This is a genomic window from Tessaracoccus flavescens (assembly GCF_001998865.1).
In the GTDB taxonomy this organism is placed as follows: domain Bacteria; phylum Actinomycetota; class Actinomycetes; order Propionibacteriales; family Propionibacteriaceae; genus Arachnia; species Arachnia flavescens.
In genome coordinates, this window is the sequence record NZ_CP019607.1 from 1,009,148 (window position 1) to 1,029,438 (window position 20,291).

Here is a 20,291-nt window from a genome sequence, read left to right on the forward strand (position 1 = left end):
CCGGCACGCCCCCTGAGCGCGTGTCAGTCCTTGCGGCGAGGCGGCAGCACCGTGATTGTCGCCGCCGGATCGTCCTGGTAGTTGAGCAGCACGTCGTGCCAGCTCTCGATGTCGGGCCGCGAGCGCAGCAGCGCACGGCGCTCCCGCTCTGTCATGCCGCCCCAGACCCCCCACTCGATGTGGTTGTCGAGTGCCTCGGCGAGACACTCCGACCTGACGGGGCAGCCCATGCAGACGGAACGAGCCCGCTTCTGGTCCTTACCTTCAGGAAAGAGTGAATCCGCCATGTCGCGGCACTTGGCCTGCAGGGTCCATTCACTTGCTTCTGCGAGAGACATCTCCTGCCCTCCTTCGCGCAGTTGCTGACTTGTCTCCGACGCTAGCGCATCCCACGCTCACCGCAACAGGGGTTCAGCGCCACAACTTCGGTTGTCAAGTACAAACGATGGTGACTTTAGGTCGGTAACGTAGGATGTGGACCATGAAGTCTGCCTCCCTCAGCCAGAAGGCGTACTCCCTGCTGATGTTCCTGGCGGTCAGCGTGCTCGCCGGGCTCCTGATCTCCGGCCTCGCTGTGCCGTTCACCGCACTGACCGGCAGCGCGGGCAAGATGGCCGTCACGGCCCTCGAGGACATGCCTGCGGAACTCCGCACGCCGCCTCAGCATGAACGCTCCGAGGTCTACATGGCCGACGGGTCCCTGTTGGCAACGTTCGCGGATGAGAACCGCGAGTACGTGACCCTCGACAAGATCTCGACGCAGATGCAGATGGCGCAGCTGGCGATCGAGGACCACCGCTTCTACGAGCACGGAGCCATCGACTTCCAGGGCTTCGGCCGCGCCGCCATCAAGACGCTGACCGGCGACACCCAGGGCGCCTCGACGCTCACCCAGCAGTACGTGAAGATGGTCCGCATCGAGATGGCCCGCGCATCCGGCGACGAGGAGGCCCGACGCAAGGCTGACGAGGTCACGATCGAGCGCAAGATCATTGAGGCGCGCTACGCGATGGCGCTCGAGGAGGAGCTCACCAAGGACGAGATCCTGGAGCGCTACCTCAACATCGCCTACTACGGCGACGGCGCCTACGGCGTCCAGGCTGCAGCGAAGCAGTACTTCGGCGTGAACGCTGCAGACCTCAACCTCAGCCAGTCGGCGATGCTCGCAGGCATCGTGCAGAACCCCACGTCCTTCGCGCCAACCAGCAAGGGCAAGGTGCGCGAACAGTCGATCAAGAAGACCACCGAACGTCGCGACGTGGTGCTCAACCAGATGGCCAAGTGGGACATGATCACCCTTGATGAGGCGGAGGAGGCCAAGACCCCGCTCGACTTCAGCAAGGGCCAGCGAACCTACATCGGCTGCGCCAACTCCGACTACCCCTTCATCTGCGACTACGTCCGTCGCACGCTGATCTCCGACCAGATGACCTCGCTCGGAGAGACGGCGGAAGAGCGCACCAACACGCTGGAGCGCGGCGGCCTGCGGATCCACACGCTGATCGATCCGGCGGCCCAGAACTCGGCCCAGAAGGCCGTGAGCAACATGGTCGCCTCCACCGACCCCGTGCTGGCCAACTCGGTGCTGATCCAGCCGAGCACCGGTCTGATCGTCGCCATGGCGCAGTCGCGCCCGGTGATGGGCGAGAAGGAGTTCGACCAGACCTTCTACAACTACAACGTCGGCGCAAGCATGGGTGGCGCCGAGGGCTACCAGGCGGGCTCGACCTTCAAGACGTTCGTGCTCGCCTCCGCGCTGAACCAGGGCGCCACTCCGGACAAGACCTACAACGCGCCGGGCAGGATGCAGTTCAAGGGCGACACGTTCCGCAACTGCGAGGGCCCGTTCAAGTTCGACCAGGACTACGAGCCACAGAACCAGGGTAGGCGGGGTTACGGCACGATCGACATGATGAAGGCCTCCCAGAGTTCGGTGAACACGTACTTCATCCAGCTGATCCGCGACACCGGCATCTGCTCGGCCATCGACATGGCGAAGCTGGCCGGGGTCGAGCGCTCCGACGGCAAGGACATGCGGGTCGACGCGAACTTCCCCGCCTGGGTGCTCGGCACGACCGACGTGACCCCGCTCTCCATGGCAGAGGCCTACGCCACCTTTGCCAACCGCGGCATCCACTGCGAGCCGATCATCCTGAAGTCGGTCGAGCGCAACGACGGGACCGCCGTCGAGGTGCCTTCGGCCAACTGCAAGCAGGTCATCCGCCAGGAGGTCGCCGACGGCGTCAACTACATCCTCAAGTCCGTGGCCCTGAAGGGCACCGGAAGGCCGGCCGCCCTCGGGGACGGCCGCGATGAAGCAGGCAAGACCGGCACCACAAACGGCGCCAAGGCCGTGTGGTACGCCGGTTACACCCCGGAGATGGCTGGCGTGGCCATGATCACCGTCGACAAGACAAACCCGCACTTCAAGGGCACCAAGAACCCCTCGCTGACCGGCGTGCGGGTCAAGGGCGGCAGACTCGACGGATCAGGTGGTGGCGACGCGGGCCAGATCTGGAAGGCCGCCATGAAGTCGGCCCTCCGTGACAAGCCGAAGACCAAGTTCACCGCCCCCTCCAAGAGCATCCTCGAGGGCGTCAAAGTCAAGGTGCCGAGCATCAAGGGAATGGGTTACAACGAGGCGAAGCAGACGCTCGAGGCGGCCGGCTTCAGCACCTCGGTGTGGCGCGTCTACTCCAATAGCAGCAAGGGCACCTTCCTCGGCATCGAGCCCAGCGGTACCGCGACCAAGTTCTCCACCATCCGGATGAAGATCTCCAACGGTCCCAAGCCGAAGCCCAAGCCGAAGCCGACGACCCCGGCCACCCCGAATCCTCAGGCCCCCGCGTCGATCGCACCTCCCGCGGTGGAGCCGACCCCGCCGGCCGCCCAGCCGACGCCGCAGCGCTGATGCGCAGACCCGTCGCCACGGCAGCCGGTGCCGTGGCGGCAGTCGGGGCCGCCTGCTTCGGCTGGGGGCTGCTCGAGGCACGCCTGTTCACCGTCCGCGAGGCGCGGCTGCCGCTCCTGCCCCAGGGCAGCCAGGACCTGAGAGTGCTACACCTTTCAGACGTGCACCTCCTCAGCAGGCAGGCCACCAAGCTGGAGTTCCTGCGCTCGCTGGCCGATCTGGCCCCCGACCTCGTCGTCAACACGGGCGACAACATCTCCGAGGCCGGCGCGGTCTACCCTCTGATGCAGGCCCTGGCAGGGCTCCGAGGAGTGCCTGGGGTGTTCGTCTTCGGCTCGAACGACTACTACGCGCCGAAGTTCAAGAACCCCGTGTGCTACCTGCTCGACGGCCGCTCGCACATGGCCGCCGCGCCCCCGGTCGAACTGCCTTGGCGCGATCTCCGCGATCGACTGGAGGGTTACGGCTGGGTCGATCTCACAGGGCACCGCGCCACCCTCGAGGTCGACGGCCTGCGGATCTCCTTCCGTGGCACCGACGACGCCCACCTGGAGAAGGACGACTACGCGCTCGTCGGCGGGCCCGCAGACGAAACGGCCGACCTCAACATCGGCGTCACCCATGCCCCCTACGCCCGTATTCTCGACGCGATGGCCGCGGACGGCATGGACCTGATCTTCGCCGGCCATACCCACGGCGGTCAGGTCTGCGTCCCAGGCTACGGCGCCCTGATCACCAACTGCGACCTGGATACGGCACGGGTCAAGGGCCTCTCCCGCCACGGCGCGGCCCACCTGCACGTCTCCGGCGGGCTCGGCACCTCCCCGTTCGCCCCGTACCGGTTCGCGAACCGCCCCGAGATCACCCTGCTGACACTCACCGCCCGATCCGCCTGATCCAGTTCGCGATTCCGCCCCGGTTCGGCTAATATTTCCGATGGCTCACGAGCCATCGGGGTGTGGCGCAGCTTGGTAGCGCGCGTCGTTCGGGACGACGAGGCCGCAGGTTCAAATCCTGTCACCCCGACCAGTGAGGTCGCAGTGCAAGCCCGGATCCGGCAACGGACCGGGCTTTTCTGTACCCGGCTCACGCCGACTCCGCCACGCCGAAGTGTTCCGCCAGCAATCTCCGTGGCAGTTCCCGCCCGAAGCGGGCGAGAAGAGTTGCCGGACCGTTCACCTCGTCTCCTGTCGGCGTGTGCTGTCTCCGGTCATGTCCCGTCTGTCAGTGCGACCAGGCGGCCGCAGGGCACGCCAGTGGGTCCCCCGGAACGGGATACTACAACTTGTAGTCCACCGTTCTGGGTGCGACCTGCTCCCTTCGCGGCCACCCGTTCCGCCATCCACAGAGGGTGCCGATAGGCTCGCCCTACCTCGACCACCGGAGTGCGACAATGCTGACGCTGAGGATCATCGCCACCCAGGTCATCGCCCTGATGGCCGAGCCGCTCCTGACCGCCCGGCAGGCCCTGCTGGCCGAAGGCTGCCTCGACGACGCCGTCCGCGCACGTCCGGCGTGGATAGGGGCCTGGACCTCTGGCCTGCTCGCCGGAACCCTCTCCACGCTGCCGCCCGAGGATCCATGGCGCCACATCCACGCCCGGTATGCCGCGCCTTCGGCGACCTGTCGGTCGACCCGGGACGATCAGGTCGAATCCCCGAGGCTTCGATACCCTGCTCGCCGGTGCCGTGGAGGGCTGGCGCGCAGCCTTCGCGGACTGGCTCACGGCTGCCCAGTCACTGGGCGGAACCCTCACACCCTCAGACGACCTCGAATCCGACGTCCATCCCTCCCGTCGCCGCCCCCACTCGCCTGTCACCGAGGCCTCCCTGGCTGCGCGACGTCGCCCACCGGAGGCGGGCCTACCTGGGCTCGCTCGACCCAGGCTGGGTGCTGTTCGCCGCGACTGGCATGGGCCGGGCGACGAGGTGGAGCATTCCTTCCAGCCCACCTGGCTGCGTCCCGATGAGTCGGTCGAGCAGATCCTGGCCATGCTCGCTCCGATCTCCGCGTTCGACCGATGGAACTGGCCGGAAGACGCCCTGATTCCGCCAGACGCCTACGAGGACTTCCGCGTCGACCGCTGAACCGACGAAAACACCGTCCCGGCCCCGACAACGGGAGATACTTGGCCATGGCCAAGCTGCATCGCGTCGATCCCATGACTGAGCCTGGCATCACCCGCAAGGGCGCAGGCACCGGTTTCACCTACGCCGGCCCGCGCGGAGGGAAGGTCAGCGAGGCCGACCTCGCCAGGATCAAGGCGCTCGCCCTGCCGCCGGCCTGGACTGACGTCTGGATCTGCACCGACCCGCTCGGCCACATCCAGGCCGTCGGCACAGATGAGGCGGGCCGCCAGCAGTACCGCTACCACGAGCTCTGGCAGGAGGAGCGGGCCCAGGACAAGTTCGACCGGATCCTCAAGCTCGCCACGGCGCTGCCTGCCGCGCGTGGGCGGGCGACAAGAGACCTCAACGGTGACGACGCCCAGTCGCGCGTGCTCGCCGTCGCCTTCCGGTTCCTCGACGACGCGGCTCCGAGGATCGGCTCGATCGCCTACCTCGAGCGGTACGGCAGCCGTGGTCTGACCACGCTCGAGCAGCGCGACGCCACGGTCGACGGCCATCGGATCCGGCTGCGCTTCCCGGCGAAGTCGCACAAGACCGACGAGCTGGAGATGACCGACGAGGTGCTGGCATCGGTCGTGACGGCGCTGCAGAACGGATCGGCCAGCGACCGCCTCCTGCGATACAAGATCTCCGGGAGGTACCACCACATCGATCCCGAAGAGGTCAACGGATACCTGCACGAGTTGACCGGCGGACCGTACACGGCAAAGGACTTCAGGACGCTCCGCGGCACCATCACGGCTGCCGAGTCGCTGGCGAAGGCCGACCCGGCCGAGAACGAACACTCCATGAAGCAGGTAGAGGTGGCCGCGATCAAGGCCGCTGCCGAGGCGCTGCAGAACACCCCTGCGGTCGCACGGTCGAGCTACGTGGACCCGCGGATTTTCGACGCGTTCCGCGCCGGAAGGAGATCGAGCTCCGCGTCTCGGGCGACGGAGCCCTGCTCCGGCTCCTCGGCGGCGACGCTCAAAAGTAGGGACCTGCTCCGGCGCCATCAGACCGGACCACGGCCTCCACGGGCACGTCCCGCACAGCCACGCTGTCGAAGCCGTGCCACGACTCAGGGGCGTTCCCAGTCCTCGATGTCGCCTGGCACCACCGTGAACAGGGGGTGCGGCTCCAGCCGCTGTGGCAGCGCAGGCAGCAGGTCGGGCGAGCGGACGGCGAACTTGGCCGCGAGGTGCCCACGTTCGAACACGAGCTGCCCTTCCGTCACGCTCAGCGCGTCTGCCGGATCCGTGCGGTCGATCCTCGAACGGTCGAAGCGGTAGCCGCGGGCGTCCGCCTCGTCGGCGAGCCTCGCGAGGTAGGCGCCCACCGTCGCGACGGGGTCGTCGGCGGTGCGGAACCGGTCGAGCTGTGGATGGTTACGGTAGCCCTTCGTCCGCCCGGCGAGCACCGCCTGGGCCAGCAGCGTCTCGCGCCAGCCGGCGATGAGCGCCTGCCTGTCGAGGTACCGGGGATGCACCGACCAGATCCGCATGGGATCCGAGTCTACGGCGCGGCGAGAGCTGCTTTCACTTTGACAAGTGGACCGATCGCGGCACCGCCGTGCGGTCGTCGGAGAGCCGGACTAGGCTCGAAAGCAAGTGGCAGGAGAGCCCCTGCCACCACCGATGCCCCCGGAGAGTGATCGACATGCCCTTCAAGACCAGCCACTACATCGCGGGCCGGTTCACCGACGACGAACCGAGCCTCCCGGTCGAAAACCCGGCGACGGGGCAGGAACTGACGAAGGTGGCCGACGCCTCGCCCGAGCAGGCGATGACCGCGCTCGACGCCGCCGTCGACGCAGCCGAGGAGTTCGCAGCCACCGAGCCGCGGTACCGCGCCGAACTGCTCCGCTCGGCCTACGAGGCGATCATCTCGCGGACAGACGAGTTCGCAGAGACCATGACGCTCGAGATGGGAAAGCCGCTCGAGGAGTCGCGCGGCGAGGTGACCTACGGAGCCGAGTTCCTGCGCTGGTTCGCCGAGGAGACGCCGCGCGTCTACGGCCGCTGGTCGACCGCCCCGAGCGGCGGATCGCGGCTGCTGACCATGAAACAGCCCGTCGGCCCTGTGCTCGCCATCACCCCGTGGAACTTCCCGCTCGCGATGGCCACCCGCAAGCTCGGACCGGCCATCGCCGCCGGCTGCACGAGCGTCCTCAAGCCGGCGCAACTGACGCCCCTGACCGCCCTGCTGCTGATGGACGTGTTCGACTCGGTCGGCCTCCCCGCAGGCGTGGTCAACTGCTTCGTGTCATCCGACTCCGCCGCCACGACGGGGCCCATCATCGCCGACCCCCGGCTGCGGAAACTGACCTTCACCGGGTCGACGGCGGTCGGGGTGACGCTGCTCGAACAGGCGGCGGACAACGTCCTGCGCACCTCCATGGAACTCGGCGGCAACGCACCCTTCCTCGTCCTCGCGGGGGCGGATGTCGACCGCGCGGTCGAGGGTGCGATCGTCGCGAAGATGCGCAACATCGGCCAGGCCTGCACCGCCGCGAACCGCTTCATCGTGCACCACAGTCACTGCGAGGAGTTCGCCACCAAGTTCGCCCGCCGGGTCTGCGAACTCGTGATCGGCAACGGCATGGATGACGGCGTCAAGATCGGACCGCTGGTCTCCGCGGGGGCGCTCGACGGCGTCGAGTCGGTCGTGCGGGAAGCCATCGACGCAGGCGCACGGGCGTTGGTGGGCGGTTCCAGGATCGATCGACCGGGACACTTCATGGAGCCGACGGTGCTCGTCGACGTGGACCCCGCCTCGAAGGTGTTCCGCGAGGAGATCTTCGGACCCGTCGCCCCGATCGTCCCCGTCGGCTCGACCGACGAGGCGATCGCACTGGCCAACGACACCTCCTACGGCCTGATGAGCTACGCCTACACCGACGACCTCGACGAGGGCCTCACCGTGTCGGAGCGGCTCCAGTTCGGCATGGTCGGCCTCAACACCGGGCTCGTGTCCAACCCCGCGGCGCCGTTCGGAGGCGTCAAGGCCTCGGGGCTCGGGCGTGAGGGCGGACCCGAGGGGATCAACGAGTACCTGGAGATCAAGTACGTCGGCATCGGGATGAAATAGGCCCTGACAACGAACGCTAATGTTCGTAGCTTATTGGCTATGGGTATTAGCATTAGCTTTCTTGAGAACGGCGTCGCCTACGAGGCGATGGGCGAGGGACCGCTCGTCGTCTGCTCCCCCGGCATGGGCGACCGGCGCGACGCCTTCCGCCCGCTGGCCGAGTTCCTCGTCGGGGCCGGCTTCCGGGTCGCGCTGGTCGACCTGCGCGGGCACGGCGACAGCAGGGGTGCCTGGGAGGTCTTCGGCGACGAGGCAACCGCCTCCGACCTGATCGGGGTCATCGAGCGGCTCGACGGCGGCCCTTCCGTCATCGCAGGCGCCTCGATGTCGGCCGCGTCTGCCACCATCGCCGCCGGGCGACGCCCCGATCTCGTCTCGGGTCTCGTGCTGCTCGGCCCCTTCCTGCGTAACGGCGCGGGCGCCCTGATGCGCGTGGTGATGTCCGTTCTGCTTGCCAAGCCGTGGGGCCCCTCGGTCTGGCGCTCCTACTCGGCCCGCCTGTGGCCAGGCCTCGGAGAGGGCGCCGCCACTCGCGCTGCGGAACTCACCGACGACCTTCGCTCCCGGTGGTCCGACTTCCGGAAGACCGCCGCCACCGACCACGCAGTCGTCGCAGCATGGCTCGGTCGGGTCGAGGTCCCCACCCTCGTCGTGATGGGCACGGCCGATCCCGACTGGTCCGATCCGGCCGCGGAGGCCGACTGGGTAGCCGAGCAGTTCCCCACGTCGCGCATCGTGATGGTCGACGGCGCGGGCCACGCCCCGATGCTGGAGCGCCCCTCCATCGTGGCCAGCCAGGTCACCGGGTTCCTCGGCGAGCTGGGCGGCACGCGTGGCTAGGGCGGGGCTGAGCCCATCGGTGGTGACCGAGGTGGCAGGCGACCTCGTCGACCGCCACGGCGCTGAAGCGCTGACCCTTGCTCTGGTCGCCAAGGAGGTGGGGGTGGCGACGCCCAGCCTGTACAAGCACGTCGGCGGGCTCGATGATCTGCGTTCGCGGGTCTCGGCCGCCGCCACGATCCAACTCTCCAAGGCGCTCGCCGAGGCGACGGTGGGGCTCGCCGGGCGTGACGCGCTGGTCGCCCTCGCCTCGACCTACCGGAGTTACGCCGCAGAACATCCCGGCCTCTACCCGCTCACCCAGGTGGCCCCGACGTCCGAGGATCACCAGCAGGCGGCGAGTGGGACCATGGCGGTCGTTGCAGCGGCCCTCAACGACTACGCGATCGATCGGGAGCGCCGCACAGACGCCATCCGCATGGTGAGGGCGGCACTGCACGGCTTCGTCGACCTCGAGTGCCGCGGGGGGTTCGGCCTTCCCGAGGATCCCACCTCAAGCTTCGACCTGCTGGTCGACGCGCTCGACGAGGCGCTCGGCAGGTTGGGTCGCCGGTCTGGTCAGTATCCGACGAGGTCCTCGCCGTCGAGGCACTGCAGCCCGACTCCGGTGGGGACTCCCGCCGACTCGAGTTCCTCGCAGAGCGGTGGCGCCTGCATCACGAACAGCCGCTCCCAGCCGCCACCCTGGTCGGCCCAGATCACCTGGCCGCCGCCGCAGTCGCTTGACTCGCTACCGAGCACGAACCCTGACGGGTGAACGCTCATCACGCTGACGTTGGTGGTGGTGCAGCCGTCCGCGTCTGGGGCGCTCATCGCCGCGGCGACGAAGGTGCGGAAGCTCTCTGGAACGCCGGCGAGGTCGGCCGCCTGGGCGGCGGACGAGGCCTCCGACTCGGTGTCCTGCCACTCTCCCGACCCTGAGGTCGGTGGTGTCGAGGCCGGTGCGCTGGGAGCCTCGGGCGACGGCGTCGGAGTCGGGCTGGCGACCGGACTCGGAGCGACGGGGCTCGGCGAGGCCGAAGGCACCGGGGCCGCGCTGGTGGCAGGGGCGCTCGGAGTCGTCTCCTGCGGCGTCGGCGTAGGCGTAGGAGAGGGTGTCGGCGTCGGGCTCGCGCTGGTCGGCGCGGCCGTAGGTGTGGGGTCTGGCGTCGTCGTCTCGGGGGCGCACGCGGCCAACCCGACGACCAGCAGCGGAGCGAGGATCAGGCAGCGGCGCATCAGTAGTCCTTCGCGTTGTTCTGCTCGTCCAGGCAACGCAGACCCGGAACGCCCGGCGGGATGTCGTTGAGCTCGAAGTCGCGGCACGGCATGGCGTCACCGAACTGCACGATGTAGTTCCACTGGCCCTCGGTGATGCCCCAGATGACCTGGCCGCCGCCGCAGTCCGACTCCTCAGACCCGAACACGAAGCCGTCGGCGTGCACGGCCTTGACCACGACCTCGGTCGTGGTGCAGCCGAAGTCGTCCTCGGAACCGATGCGCGGCACCAGGAAGTCCCGGAAGCTCTGCGGCAGCTCGGTCGCCGCCGAGACCTCCTCGGGGGTCGTGGCGGTGAGGCCGACCGTGGTCCACGGTCCGCCCTGTGCGGACGGCTGCGCGAGCGGCGATCCGCTGGGCGAGGGCGCCTCCTCCGTCGGCGCGAGCGACGTCGGGGCGGCGGCCGGGCTGGCGGGCGCGGGGGTCGCGCTGGACGGCTCCGCATCGTCGGACGGGCCGGCCGGAGGCGGCTCGGTGGGGTCGGGCGTCCACATGCTGGGCGAGGCGGCAGGCGTCGTCTGCGCGGTGGTCAACGGCGCCTCCGCCTCGCCGCTGCAGGCGACGAGGCCGGTCAGCAGTACGGACGCTCCGGCAATGATCAAGGCTCTACGCACGCTTGTGACATTACCAGCGCAAGACACGCCGATGATGTGGCACCGCGGCAGCGGCTCGCTATGGTGAAACCGGAGACCGCTCAACGACGACGCGTTCTCTGATGAGGAGATCGATGTTCACTGAATCAGAATCCCGACCCCGCACCAAGCTGCCCAGCACCGGGCAGGAACCGAACCACCCCAAGCTGCTGGCCTGGCTCGACGAGGTCGTCGAGCTCTGCCGACCCGACGCGATCCACTACTGCGACGGTTCGCCGGAAGAGGCCGAGGAGCTTGTGGAGAAGCTGATCGCTGCGGGAACCATCGTGCGGCTGTCCGAGGAGGCCAAGCCCGGCTCCATCTATGCACGCACCGACCCCGACGACGTCGCGCGCGTCGAGGACCAGACCTTCATCTGTTCCGAGGACGAGCGCAACGCAGGCCCGACCAACAACTGGATGGACCCTGCCCAGATGAAGCGCATCATGACCGAGCTGTACGACGGCTGCATGGTCGGTCGGACGATGTATGTGATGCCCTTCTGCATGGGCCACCTGGACGCCGACGACCCGAAGTTCGGCGTCGAGGTCTCGGACTCGGCCTACGTCGCCCTCTCGATGCGGATCATGACCCGGATGGGCGCGGAGACACTCGCCGCGATGGAGGCGAGCGGCGCCGACTTCGTGCCGTGTCTGCATTCGGTCGGGATGCCGCTGTCTGACGGGCAGAGCGACGTGGCCTGGCCGTGCAATGAGACGAAGTACATCGTCCACTTCCCGGACGAGCGGACGATCTGGTCCTACGGCTCGGGCTATGGCGGCAACTCGCTGCTCGGCAAGAAGTGCTACGCGCTACGGATCGCCTCGGTGATGGCCCGCGACGAGGGCTGGTTGGCCGAACACATGCTGATCCTGAAGCTCACCTCCCCGGAGGGTCGCAGCTTCCACATCGCGGCCGCCTTCCCATCGGCCTGCGGCAAGACGAACCTCGCCATGCTGGAACCGACCATCCCCGGCTGGAAGGTCGAGACCCTCGGCGACGACATCGCCTGGCTCCGCTTCGGTGAGGACGGCCGCCTTTACGCGACCAACCCCGAGACGGGTTTCTTCGGGGTGGCCCCGGGCACGAGTTACGCGACCAACCCCAACGCCATGCGCGCCATCGAGGCAGGCAACTCGATCTTCACCAACGTCGGCCTCACCCCTGAAGGAGACATCTGGTGGGAGGGCATGACCAAGGAGAAGCCGGAGACGCTGTCCGACTGGAAAGGACGCACCTGGCACGGCGCGACCGGGCCGGAGGGAGGTCGGCCGGAGGAGAAGGCCGCCCACCCCAACAGCCGGTTCTGCACGCCGATCGAGCAGTGCCCGATCCTGGCCGACGAATACCACGATCCTCAGGGGGTGCCGCTGGACGCGATCATCTTCGGCGGCCGCCGCGAGAACACCGTCCCGCTGGTCACGCAGTCGCGCGACTGGCGCCACGGTGTCTTCATGGGCGCGACCTGCTCCTCGGAATCGACGGCGGCGGCGAAGGGAGCGGTCGGCGTGCTGCGACGCGACCCGATGGCGATGCTGCCGTTCATCGGCTACCACGTCGCTGATTACGTGCAGCACTGGATCGACCTGGGCAAGGAGGCTGACGCAGACAAGCTGCCGAAGATCTTCTACGTGAACTGGTTCCGTCGCGACGAGGACGGCCGCTTCATGTGGCCCGGCTTCGGCGAGAACTCCCGCGTGCTGAAGTGGATCGCCCAGCGGATCGACGGCCAGGTCGACGCCGAGGAGACGCCGATCGGCCTGTTGCCGACCGCGGACGGCCTCGATGTCGACAGCCTCGGCATCTCCGAGGAGGACCTGCGCGGAGTCGTCGGCTACCGGGAACAGGAGTGGCGCGACGAGGTGCCCCGGATCGGGCGTTGGTTCGACAGCTTCGGATGGCGGCTGCCGCGCGAGATGGTCGACGAGCTGCTCCAACTGGAGACCGCGCTCGGTCGGGAGCCGAGCAGCTTCCGCTAGGCGGGTGCGCCTACCGGCCGGATCGTCGCGATCTTCCGAGCGGACAACGAGCGGGCCCGTCAGACGCTGACGGCGTCGCCTTCCCTGCGGTCGAGGCCCGGCTACGGGCCGGGCCTCGACCCTGGCCTCGGCTGATCGGACGGCCTCACTTGTGGATCACGAGCCCCTTTGCCACGAGCCCGTCGAGAGGCTTCCAGTCGCGCACGGCGGTGTCCTCGGCGAACAGGTCGATGTGTCCGGAAAACCCGGTCAAGGACCTCGCCCCGCTCTCGAAGCTGAAGTCCCTCGCCTCCGTCGGCGTCGCCGAGACCGGGATCACGACGATCGCCCCGCTCACGACGCTTCCCGAACTGTTCGACCTGAGCGTGGGCTACAACCCACGAGCGGATCTCTCAGGCCTTGCGAAGCTGACCCACCTCGACTCGCTCAGCATCGCGGGCAACAACCTGACCAGCCTCGCGCTCGTCGCGAAGCTGCAGAACCTGACGATCCTGACGCCGGCGACAACAAGCTCGCCGACCTGAGCCCCCTTCCCCGCAGCGCCACGCTGACCCAGCTCTACGTCGGGGACAACCAGCTCACCTCCCTGAAGGGGATCGAGAATGCCAAGGGCCTGACCTCCCTGTCGGTCGCCTACAGCGACAAGCTCAAGGATGTCCGGCCCTCGCGGCAGCGCCGAGCCTGACCGAACTCGACGTCTCGGGGACCGCGGTCACCGACCTCGCCCCCGTCGGCAAGCTGACGATGCTCCAGTTCCTCTCGGGCTTCGAGACCCCGGTCGTCGATGTCGCCCCGCTGAAGACGCTGGTGCGCCTCGATCTCCTGCTCGCAGTCGACTACGCGTCGCCGACTGGTCGCCGCTCGACGCCCTGGTCTCCAACCGGCTCGAGATCCTGCGCGACTGAGATGACCTCGGCTACGAGGACGAGGGCTACCTGACCCTCGACGTCTCGCCCTCGCTCGCGGTCACCCGGATCGGCAGCCTCTTGGATGAGACCCGCTGACCGACCCACCTGACGCGCTGCGCCCGGCCCCGGAAGGTAGCGTTGCCCACATGCAACGGTGGATCTGGCTGGTCTGGCTCGCGGGTGGGGTGCTCCTCGCGGGCAGCACCAGCGGCTGGCGGGTCACACCGTGGTCGCTTCTCATCGTCGCCGTGGCGGGCGCTCTCGCCTGGTGGACAAGCCCCAGGTCGCGCGGCCGTTCGAAGAGACTTGCAGATGTGATGGAACTGCCCGAGGACCAGCGCCGCGTCATCGTCTACTGGCGGCCCGGCTGCATCTACTGCGAACGTCTGCGTAGCTCGCTGGGAGCCGACGCCGAACGTGCGCAGTGGATCAACATCTGGCAGGATCCTGACGCTGCGGCATATGTCCGCAGCGTCAACGACGGCAACGAGGTCGTACCCACCGTGGTGATCGACTCGCAACCGCACACCAACCCCGAACCGAGCGAGGTCCAGGCTGCCCTCGCTCGCTGAGCCGAAGGGGCCCAGATGGCACCCACCCGCGAGATCGTGCGCGCCCGCCGCGGCGTCACGATCATGTTCTGGCTCAACGGCGTCGGATTCGCCTCGCTGCTTCCCCGATACCCCGAGCTCAAGTCCGCGCTCGGCCTCGGCGAACTCGGCTGGGGGCTCGTGGTGGGTCTCGGCCCGCTCGGCGGGCTCATCGCAGGTCTCTTCACCGCCCGTCTGATCCGCAGGTTCACCTCCGCGAAGGTCAACCTCGTCACCGCACTGCTCGGGCTGGCGATGCTCAGCGTCTACGGCAACGCCACCCACTGGACGGTGTTCGCGCTCGGCATCCTGCTGATGGCCGGCCTGGACGCGATCAGCGACATCTCGATGAACGCGCACGGACTGCGGGTGCAGAAGCTCTATGGCCGCTCCATCCTCAACGGCCTTCACGGCTGGTGGTCCGTCGGAGCCGTCTCCGGCGGTCTCCTCGGTGCGCTCGCGGCTCAGGCACGGATCCCGATCTGGCTGCAGTGTCTGCTCGCCTTCGCGATCTTCGGCGCGCTCGCGCTCTACGCCCGTGGCCTCCTGCTGAAGGGCCCGGACGCCGCACCTGACCCCGACCGGGCCGAGGTCTCGGGTGGGATTCCGAGGCGCTGGCTGCCGAGGCTCATCGCGCTGGGGCTGCTCGGCGCCTCGGTGGGCCTGATCGAGGACTCGGGCGCCTCCTGGGGCGCCGTCTACATGGACTCGATGTTCACCGTTTCGCCCTTCGTGGTCGGCATGGCCTTCGTCGCGCTGCAGGGAGCTCAGGTGATCGGCCGGTTCACCGGAGACGCGCTGACCAACCGGATCGGGCCTCGGCTTGCCGTCACCCAGGGCGTGATCATCGCGGGCATCGGGATGGGCCTCGCGGTCGCCTTCCCCTCCGCCTGGGCGACCCTTGCCGGGTTCGCCTGCGCAGGCTGGGGCATCGCGACCGCCATTCCGATGGCGATGCACGCCGCAGACGAACTGCCTGGGATGGCGCACGGCAACGGCCTCACCTTCGTCACCTGGCTGATGCGGGTCGGCTTCTTCGCCGGCCCGCCCCTGATCGGCCTCGTCGCCGACGCCGTCGGCATCCGGTGGGCCCTGATTGTCATTCCCGCCGCAGCGCTGCTCGCGCTCCTCCTGACCCCTGCCCTGACCCCGCCCGCCAAGGAGAACCGGTGAGCCACCTGCTGATCCGCGGCGGTCGTCTGGTCGGCTCGGGCGCCAGGGCAGACGTGCTGATCAGCGACGGCGTCGTCGCAGCGGTCGGCGCAGATCTCTCCGACACCCGCGCCGCCTCCGTCGACGCCCACGGCACCTGGCTGATTCCCGGGCTCTGGGACGCGCACGTCCACTTCGGGCAGTGGGTCCGTTCCACGACCTGGCTGGACATCTCCGGGGCGGCCAGCGCCGAGGAGGCGTGCCGCATGGTCGCCGACGCCCCCACCAGACCCGGCAGGCCGCTGATCGGCTTCGGGCACCGCTTCGCCGGGTGGCCACGCGTGGGCACCGTCGCCGAACTGGACGAGGTCAGTGGCGAGCGCCCCGTCTTCCTGATCTCCGGTGACGCGCACAACGGTTGGCTCAACTCGGCCGCGCTGAGGCTGATCGGGGAGTCTCCGCGGAACGGCCCACTGCAGGAAGGCGAGTGGTTCCCCGTCCTTGCCAGGATCGGCTCGCTCCCCGGGGCGGATCCGAGCGTCGACGACGAGCGCGCAGCGGTCGACCTGCTCGCCTCACGCGGCCTGGTGGGCATGGTCGACCTGGAGTTCAGCGACACGTTCCGTGACTGGCCGCGGCGCATCGGCGAGGGTATCGACGCGTTGCGGGTGCGGACCGGCGTCTACGAGCATCAACTCGACGAGGTGATCGACCTCGGGCTCCGAACCGGCGACGCGCTCGACGCCCACCTGGAGATGGGTCCCCTGAAGGTGATCAGCGACGGCTCCATGTCCACGAGGACCGCCTGGTGCCTCTCCCCCTACCGGGACGCCGTCGACGGCGAACACACCTCGGGCATCGCCAACCTGTCCGAGTCCCACCTGCGTGACCTCCTGCGGCGTGCGACAGACGGCGGCCTGGGGGTCGCCGTCCATGCGATCGGCGACCGTGCCAACCAGGCCGCCCTCGATGCCTTCGCGGCCACCGGCGCACAGGGATCCATCGAGCACGCCCAGTTGCTGCGCTGGGAGGATGTCCCGCGGTTCGCGGAACTGGGCGTGACGGCGAGCATGCAACCGGCCCATCTCCTGGACGACAGGGACCTGAGCAAACGGATCTGGCCCGACCGCGGCGAGCGCACCTTCCTGGCGAGGTCGCTGCTCGACGCAGGCGTGCGGCTCGCCTTCGGCTCGGATGCACCGGTCTCACCTCCCGACCCGTGGCTGGCCATGGCGGCGGCCGTGCACCGCAGCGGGGATGAGCGCCCGGGGTGGCATCAGGAGCAGGCGGTCACGGCGGCCGAGGCCCTCGCCTCGTCGGTCGACGGGAGACGCATCGAGCCGGGCTCCCTCGGCGACGTGGTGCTCCTGGACGCCGATCCGCTCGAGCCCGGCCCCGCCGACGAGGTGGCGGCAAGGCTACGCGCCATGTCACCTCTCGCGACGGTGTGCGCGGGCCGGATCACCCACAGCCGGTAGGGGTGGACGCGTCGAGCGCGTCTGCGAGAAACGTCCGCACCTCATCGGTCCAGGCGAACGGGTCCGCCTCGAATCCCGAGGCGTGGGTCGCTTCGACCGCAGGCCGAACTGCGCGTCGGTGACGCGCTCGTCGGCCGCGAAGGCGACCGAGACGAGCCCCGCCTCCTCTGCGCACTCAGTCGGGATCGACCCAGTTCCTGCTGCGCGTGGCGACGGCGCCGAGCACCTCGGCGCCGATCCTGCGCTGGTCGCCCACCTCGGCCGCGAGCACGCGCTGCATCATCAGCAGGGAGGCCTGCTCCATGTTCATCAGCGAGGCACCCGGGACGGGGATCACGGCGGAACCGCCGAGGATCAGGAGAGAGGAACCGCCCTGCGGCAGCCTGGGAATCCAGGCGCGCGCCATCGCCATGTGGGCGATGGAGAGCCCGACGAGCCAGCGCTGCCAATGCTGCTCGTCGACCTCCCACAGGGCCTTGCCCTGCCACCAGCCACCGATCGAGGCGACCACGTCGGTGATCTCCCCGTGCTCGGCGATGATCCGATCGGCGAGCTCAGCGGCCGGGTCGAAGCTCGTGTAGTCACCGCCGACGAAGTGCAGGTCGCCCTCCAGGTCGCCCGTGGCCTGAGGAACTGGTCGACCCGCCCCTGCGTCCGCGAGGGGACGATGACCGGCGCCCCCGCCTGCAGCCAGGCCTTGACGATGCCCTCGCCCACGCCGCCGGTCCCGCCCGCAATGACCACCCGACGTCCGCTGAGGTCAGGGAACGTAACCTTGGTCCGATCCTTGTCATGCATACTGGCCATATTATCTGTAACTACAGATATTTGCCTTCTATTCTCGGAGTACGACGATGGCCGACCTGGAACCACGCCTCGAGATCTGGCGCGCCCTTCTGTACGGGCAGCGCTCGATGATGCTGCGCGTGACCCACGAATTGACACACGATTTCGGCCTGACGGCCGCGCAGTTCGATGCCCTGCACAACCTGCTCGAGGCCCCCGACCACGAGCTTGCGGCATCCGAACTGGCCGACCTCCTCCTCTACAGCAGCGGCTCGACGACCCACCTCGTGCGCCGCCTCGAGGAACTCGGCTGGGTGACCCGCCGCGCCTGCGACGAGGACGCCAGGAAGGTACTGATCTCGCTCACCGACGATGGCCTCGACCGTATCCGGCGCGCGAGGCTCGCGTACCAGGAGACCCTGCGCGAGGAGTTCTCCCCGCTCATCGGCGACGACGACGTGGCCGTTCTGCTCGACTTTGCGCGACGGCTTGCCCGGCACGAGGGCGTCTCACCTGCGCCACCTCCCGGCGCGCTGCCCGATGAGGCGCTGTAATAGTCGGATGACCGGAACGCTTCCGACCTCCCGCATCCCCGATCCGAAGGCCGCTCCCCCGCTCCGCTGGGGAGTCCTCGGGACCGGAGGGATCGCAGCCGGATTCATCAGCGCCCTGCAGGCCACGAGGCAGCGGCTCGTCGCCGTGGGCTCGCGCTCCGCAGAGAAGGGGCGCGCCTTCGGCGAGCGCCACGGCGCCGAGCGCTTCTTCGGCAGCTACGAGGAGTTGGTCGGCGACGATCAGGTCGACGTCGTCTACGTGGCCACCCCGCACAGTGAGCATCTCGCCAACGCACTGCTCGCCATCGAGGAGGGAAAGCCCGTTCTGATCGAGAAGGCCTTCACGCGCAATGCCGCGGAGGCGCGCCAGGTCTTCGACGCCGCGCGCGCGGCAGGCGTCGCGGTCATGGAGGCGATGTGGACCCGCTTCCTCCCATCGACCGACATCGTGCGCCAGCTCCTCGCCAACGGTGAACTCGGCGACGTGGAGACGCTCTTCGCCGACCACGGCCAGTGGTTCGCCGAGGATCCGCAGTTCCGCCTCTTCGACCCGGCCCAGGCTGGCGGAGCGATGCTCGACCTTGGCGTCTACCCGGTCTCCTTCAGCCACTTCGTCTTCGGCACCCCCGGCCGGATCCAGGCCGCGGGGACGAAGGCCTTCACCGGCGTGGACAGGCAGATCTCCGCGGTGCTGAGCGATTACCCGGATCACGCGACAGGCCAGTCGCTGGTCAACACGACGCTGGCGTCGAAGACGCCGACGGTCGCGCTCATCTCAGGCACCGAGGCGAGGATCGAGATTCCGGGCGCCTTCTACGCCCCGCAGCGGATCAAGCTGATCGGCCGTGGCGGCTCCTTCGTGGAGTCTGCCCCTCCGCAGATCACCGGCCACATGGGCCTCTGCTACGAGGCGGCGCACTTCGCGACGGTGATCGCCGAGGGTCGCCTCGAGTCGGACCTGCTCCCCTGGGACGAGACCCTTGCCGTCATGGAGACGATGGACGAGCTGCGCCGACAGACCGGATCCGAGCTGCCCGGCGAGACCCTCTAGGGCTCAGCTACCCACGCCGACCCTTACCGGGTACCCAGCAGGGCCGCGACCTTCTCCGCCGAGCCGGGGTTCTGCCCCGTGACGAGGTTTCCGTCGATGACCGCGTAGGACCCGAAGGGCAGCTTCGTCTTCTCGTAGCGGGCGCCGTGCTCCGTCGCCTGCTCCTCCGCGTTGTACGGGACAAGCCTGTCCATGCCTGCCAACTGCTCCTCCCGCCAGGTGAAGCCGGTCATCGCACGGTCGGCGATGAGCAGGCTTCCGTCGGGTTCCGCCGCCGGATCCGGCACGGGGATGACGCCGGCGACGTGGCGCTCGGCGCGCACGAGGCGCGCTGGCTCGACGCCCAGGACCATTCCGGCCTCAACGTCGGAGACACGTCGACCCACGCCCTGTTCGTCGAACTGAAGGAGCCAGGCGACGAGCGTCGAGGCAGGCTGGGTCCCACCTGGTCGTGAGGCTCAGCGCCCGACGCGCGAGCGACGGATGGCCTTGACGATCTCCTCGAAGGCCAGCACCACCACACCCGCGCCGACCGCGACCGCCCAGTGCAGCAGGTCGAGCGAGGCCGTGCCGAACGCGCCCTGCAGGAACGGTACCTCGACCACGAGGATCTGGCCGACGATCACGGCGGCGAAGGACAGCCACAGCCACTTGTTGGTGAACAGATGGTCGAAGGCACTCGCAGTGTCGGCCCGCGAGTTCAAAGCGTTGAACAGCTGCATGAACACCAGCGCCGTGAAGACGGTGGTCCGTGCGACGACGAACTCCTCGCCTGCCGGGGCGAGGTGTTCGAGCCCGCTCAGCAGGCCACCAGGCAGCGACAGATCGAAGATCACGAGGCTGACGATGCCCATGACGAGACCTACGCCGATGATCCGCGACCACATGTGGTGTCGATGATCCGGTCGTCGTAGCCGCGTGGCCGCCGGCCATGACGTCGTCAATCTCGGGGTCG

The 20,291-nt window shown here is 68.6% G+C and carries 21 protein-coding genes, 1 tRNA gene and 1 pseudogene; 16 read left to right on the forward strand and 7 right to left on the reverse strand.

The genetic code is table 11. The features are described 5' to 3' along the window. Window positions 1-23: 23 nt before the first annotated feature. The gene (locus BW733_RS04950; protein ID WP_077348488.1) at window positions 24-338 is read right to left on the reverse strand and encodes a WhiB family transcriptional regulator; all 315 of its coding nucleotides are present in this window, start codon (window positions 336-338) and stop codon (window positions 24-26) included. A 143-nt stretch (window positions 339-481) separates the two neighbouring features. Here BW733_RS04950 and BW733_RS04955 point away from each other — a divergent pair, with 143 nt between their 5' ends. From BW733_RS04955 to BW733_RS04975, 5 genes are all read left to right on the forward strand, one after another. Beyond that, window positions 482-2,911 (forward strand): transglycosylase domain-containing protein, encoded by a 2,430-nt coding sequence (locus BW733_RS04955; RefSeq protein WP_237268302.1) that lies wholly within the window; start codon window positions 482-484, stop codon window positions 2,909-2,911. Beyond that, window positions 2,911-3,807 carry a metallophosphoesterase gene (locus tag BW733_RS04960; protein WP_077348490.1) on the forward strand — a complete coding sequence of 299 codons (897 nt, stop codon included), beginning with the start codon at window positions 2,911-2,913 and terminating at the stop codon, window positions 3,805-3,807. The genes BW733_RS04955 and BW733_RS04960 overlap by 1 nt, the downstream gene beginning before the upstream one ends. Before the next feature lie 56 nt (window positions 3,808-3,863). Continuing rightward, a tRNA-Pro gene (locus tag BW733_RS04965) sits at window positions 3,864-3,940 on the forward strand. Between the two features lie 899 nt (window positions 3,941-4,839). Beyond that, window positions 4,840-4,998 carry a hypothetical protein gene (locus tag BW733_RS18190; protein ID WP_161490136.1) on the forward strand — a complete coding sequence of 53 codons (159 nt, stop codon included), beginning with the start codon at window positions 4,840-4,842 and terminating at the stop codon, window positions 4,996-4,998. Window positions 4,999-5,072: 74 nt separating this feature from the next. After that, on the forward strand, window positions 5,073-6,311 hold the full coding sequence (locus BW733_RS04975; protein ID WP_202970285.1) for a DNA topoisomerase IB: 1,239 nt from the start codon (window positions 5,073-5,075) through the stop codon (window positions 6,309-6,311). A 35-nt stretch (window positions 6,312-6,346) separates the two neighbouring features. Here BW733_RS04975 and BW733_RS19250 read toward each other — a convergent pair. Further along, window positions 6,347-6,523: pseudogene (locus tag BW733_RS19250) on the reverse strand (pyrimidine dimer DNA glycosylase/endonuclease V); the annotation flags it as partial. A 155-nt stretch (window positions 6,524-6,678) separates the two neighbouring features. Between BW733_RS19250 and BW733_RS04985 the strand changes: the two are divergent. Genes BW733_RS04985 through BW733_RS04995 form a run of 3 tightly spaced genes read left to right on the forward strand, consistent with a single transcriptional unit; the run spans window position 6,679 to window position 9,706 of the window. Beyond that, on the forward strand, window positions 6,679-8,109 hold the full coding sequence (locus BW733_RS04985) for an NAD-dependent succinate-semialdehyde dehydrogenase (RefSeq protein ID WP_077352727.1): 1,431 nt from the start codon (window positions 6,679-6,681) through the stop codon (window positions 8,107-8,109). A 39-nt stretch (window positions 8,110-8,148) separates the two neighbouring features. Further along, window positions 8,149-8,949, forward strand: a complete 801-nt coding sequence (locus tag BW733_RS04990; RefSeq protein ID WP_077348494.1) for an alpha/beta fold hydrolase — start codon at window positions 8,149-8,151, stop codon at window positions 8,947-8,949. Window positions 8,950-8,971: 22 nt separating this feature from the next. Beyond that, the gene (locus tag BW733_RS04995; RefSeq protein WP_202970286.1) at window positions 8,972-9,706 is read left to right on the forward strand and encodes a TetR/AcrR family transcriptional regulator; all 735 of its coding nucleotides are present in this window, start codon (window positions 8,972-8,974) and stop codon (window positions 9,704-9,706) included. Here the strand turns inward: BW733_RS04995 and BW733_RS18195 are convergent. Together BW733_RS18195 and BW733_RS05005 are read right to left on the reverse strand one after the other, a co-directional pair. Continuing rightward, complete coding sequence (locus BW733_RS18195) at window positions 9,680-10,117, reverse strand: hypothetical protein (RefSeq protein ID WP_161490138.1); 438 nt, start codon at window positions 10,115-10,117, stop codon at window positions 9,680-9,682. The two genes, BW733_RS04995 and BW733_RS18195, sit on opposite strands and share 27 nt — an antisense overlap. Window positions 10,118-10,166: 49 nt before the next feature. Beyond that, entirely contained in the window at window positions 10,167-10,820 is a 654-nt protein-coding gene (locus tag BW733_RS05005) for a hypothetical protein (RefSeq protein WP_152024575.1), read from the reverse strand. Window positions 10,821-10,933: 113 nt separating this feature from the next. Between BW733_RS05005 and BW733_RS05010 the strand changes: the two genes are divergently transcribed. The 6 genes from BW733_RS05010 (at window position 10,934) to BW733_RS05035 (ending at window position 16,945) form a co-directional block, all read left to right on the forward strand. Beyond that, window positions 10,934-12,817, forward strand: a complete 1,884-nt coding sequence (locus tag BW733_RS05010) for a phosphoenolpyruvate carboxykinase (GTP) (RefSeq protein ID WP_077348500.1) — start codon at window positions 10,934-10,936, stop codon at window positions 12,815-12,817. A gap of 230 nt (window positions 12,818-13,047) precedes the next feature. Next, window positions 13,048-13,341 carry a leucine-rich repeat domain-containing protein gene (locus BW733_RS05015; RefSeq protein WP_152024576.1) on the forward strand — a complete coding sequence of 98 codons (294 nt, stop codon included), beginning with the start codon at window positions 13,048-13,050 and terminating at the stop codon, window positions 13,339-13,341. 220 nt (window positions 13,342-13,561) lie between these two features. Next, a complete protein-coding gene (locus BW733_RS05020; RefSeq protein WP_077348504.1) occupies window positions 13,562-13,756 on the forward strand; it encodes a hypothetical protein in 195 nt (64 codons plus the stop codon). 115 nt (window positions 13,757-13,871) lie between these two features. Beyond that, entirely contained in the window at window positions 13,872-14,297 is a 426-nt protein-coding gene (locus BW733_RS18865; RefSeq protein WP_202970287.1) for a glutaredoxin domain-containing protein, read from the forward strand. Window positions 14,298-14,312: 15 nt separating this feature from the next. Beyond that, complete coding sequence (locus BW733_RS05030; protein ID WP_077348506.1) at window positions 14,313-15,488, forward strand: MFS transporter; 1,176 nt, start codon at window positions 14,313-14,315, stop codon at window positions 15,486-15,488. After that, complete coding sequence (locus BW733_RS05035) at window positions 15,485-16,945, forward strand: amidohydrolase (RefSeq protein ID WP_077348508.1); 1,461 nt, start codon at window positions 15,485-15,487, stop codon at window positions 16,943-16,945. The genes BW733_RS05030 and BW733_RS05035 overlap by 4 nt, the downstream gene beginning before the upstream one ends. 175 nt (window positions 16,946-17,120) lie before the next feature. On the opposite strand, the gene BW733_RS05040 is transcribed toward BW733_RS05035, so the two are convergent. Next, window positions 17,121-17,639, reverse strand: a complete 519-nt coding sequence (locus tag BW733_RS05040) for an SDR family oxidoreductase (protein ID WP_077348510.1) — start codon at window positions 17,637-17,639, stop codon at window positions 17,121-17,123. A 160-nt stretch (window positions 17,640-17,799) separates the two neighbouring features. Between BW733_RS05040 and BW733_RS05045 the strand changes: the two genes are divergently transcribed. Next, the gene (locus BW733_RS05045) at window positions 17,800-18,285 is read left to right on the forward strand and encodes a MarR family winged helix-turn-helix transcriptional regulator (RefSeq protein WP_077348512.1); all 486 of its coding nucleotides are present in this window, start codon (window positions 17,800-17,802) and stop codon (window positions 18,283-18,285) included. 7 nt (window positions 18,286-18,292) lie between these two features. After that, the gene (locus tag BW733_RS05050; RefSeq protein ID WP_077348514.1) at window positions 18,293-19,336 is read left to right on the forward strand and encodes a Gfo/Idh/MocA family protein; all 1,044 of its coding nucleotides are present in this window, start codon (window positions 18,293-18,295) and stop codon (window positions 19,334-19,336) included. 23 nt (window positions 19,337-19,359) lie between these two features. On the opposite strand, the gene BW733_RS05055 is transcribed toward BW733_RS05050, so the two are convergent. Both BW733_RS05055 and BW733_RS19685 read right to left on the reverse strand, forming a co-directional pair. Next, window positions 19,360-19,722, reverse strand: coding sequence for a type 1 glutamine amidotransferase family protein (locus BW733_RS05055; RefSeq protein WP_202970288.1), 363 nt, complete (start codon window positions 19,720-19,722; stop codon window positions 19,360-19,362). A 72-nt stretch (window positions 19,723-19,794) separates the two neighbouring features. Beyond that, entirely contained in the window at window positions 19,795-20,223 is a 429-nt protein-coding gene (locus BW733_RS19685) for a cation transporting ATPase C-terminal domain-containing protein (RefSeq protein ID WP_335755096.1), read from the reverse strand. Window positions 20,224-20,291: the final 68 nt, after the last annotated feature.

Coding starts and splice junctions, on each gene's coding strand:
- BW733_RS04950 (WP_077348488.1), bottom strand. CDS start 338: ATGTCTCTCGCAGAAGCAAGTGAATGGACCCTGCAGGCCAAGTGCCGC.
- BW733_RS05020 (WP_077348504.1), top strand. CDS start 13,562: ATGCTCCAGTTCCTCTCGGGCTTCGAGACCCCGGTCGTCGATGTCGCC.
- BW733_RS05050 (WP_077348514.1), top strand. CDS start 18,293: ATGACCGGAACGCTTCCGACCTCCCGCATCCCCGATCCGAAGGCCGCT.
- BW733_RS18865 (WP_202970287.1), top strand. CDS start 13,872: ATGCAACGGTGGATCTGGCTGGTCTGGCTCGCGGGTGGGGTGCTCCTC.
- BW733_RS05030 (WP_077348506.1), top strand. CDS start 14,313: ATGGCACCCACCCGCGAGATCGTGCGCGCCCGCCGCGGCGTCACGATC.
- BW733_RS04990 (WP_077348494.1), top strand. CDS start 8,149: ATGGGTATTAGCATTAGCTTTCTTGAGAACGGCGTCGCCTACGAGGCG.
- BW733_RS05015 (WP_152024576.1), top strand. CDS start 13,048: ATGTGTCCGGAAAACCCGGTCAAGGACCTCGCCCCGCTCTCGAAGCTG.
- BW733_RS04960 (WP_077348490.1), top strand. CDS start 2,911: ATGCGCAGACCCGTCGCCACGGCAGCCGGTGCCGTGGCGGCAGTCGGG.
- BW733_RS05010 (WP_077348500.1), top strand. CDS start 10,934: ATGTTCACTGAATCAGAATCCCGACCCCGCACCAAGCTGCCCAGCACC.
- BW733_RS04985 (WP_077352727.1), top strand. CDS start 6,679: ATGCCCTTCAAGACCAGCCACTACATCGCGGGCCGGTTCACCGACGAC.
- BW733_RS19685 (WP_335755096.1), bottom strand. CDS start 20,223: ATGTGGTCGCGGATCATCGGCGTAGGTCTCGTCATGGGCATCGTCAGC.
- BW733_RS04955 (WP_237268302.1), top strand. CDS start 482: ATGAAGTCTGCCTCCCTCAGCCAGAAGGCGTACTCCCTGCTGATGTTC.
- BW733_RS04975 (WP_202970285.1), top strand. CDS start 5,073: ATGACTGAGCCTGGCATCACCCGCAAGGGCGCAGGCACCGGTTTCACC.
- BW733_RS05045 (WP_077348512.1), top strand. CDS start 17,800: ATGGCCGACCTGGAACCACGCCTCGAGATCTGGCGCGCCCTTCTGTAC.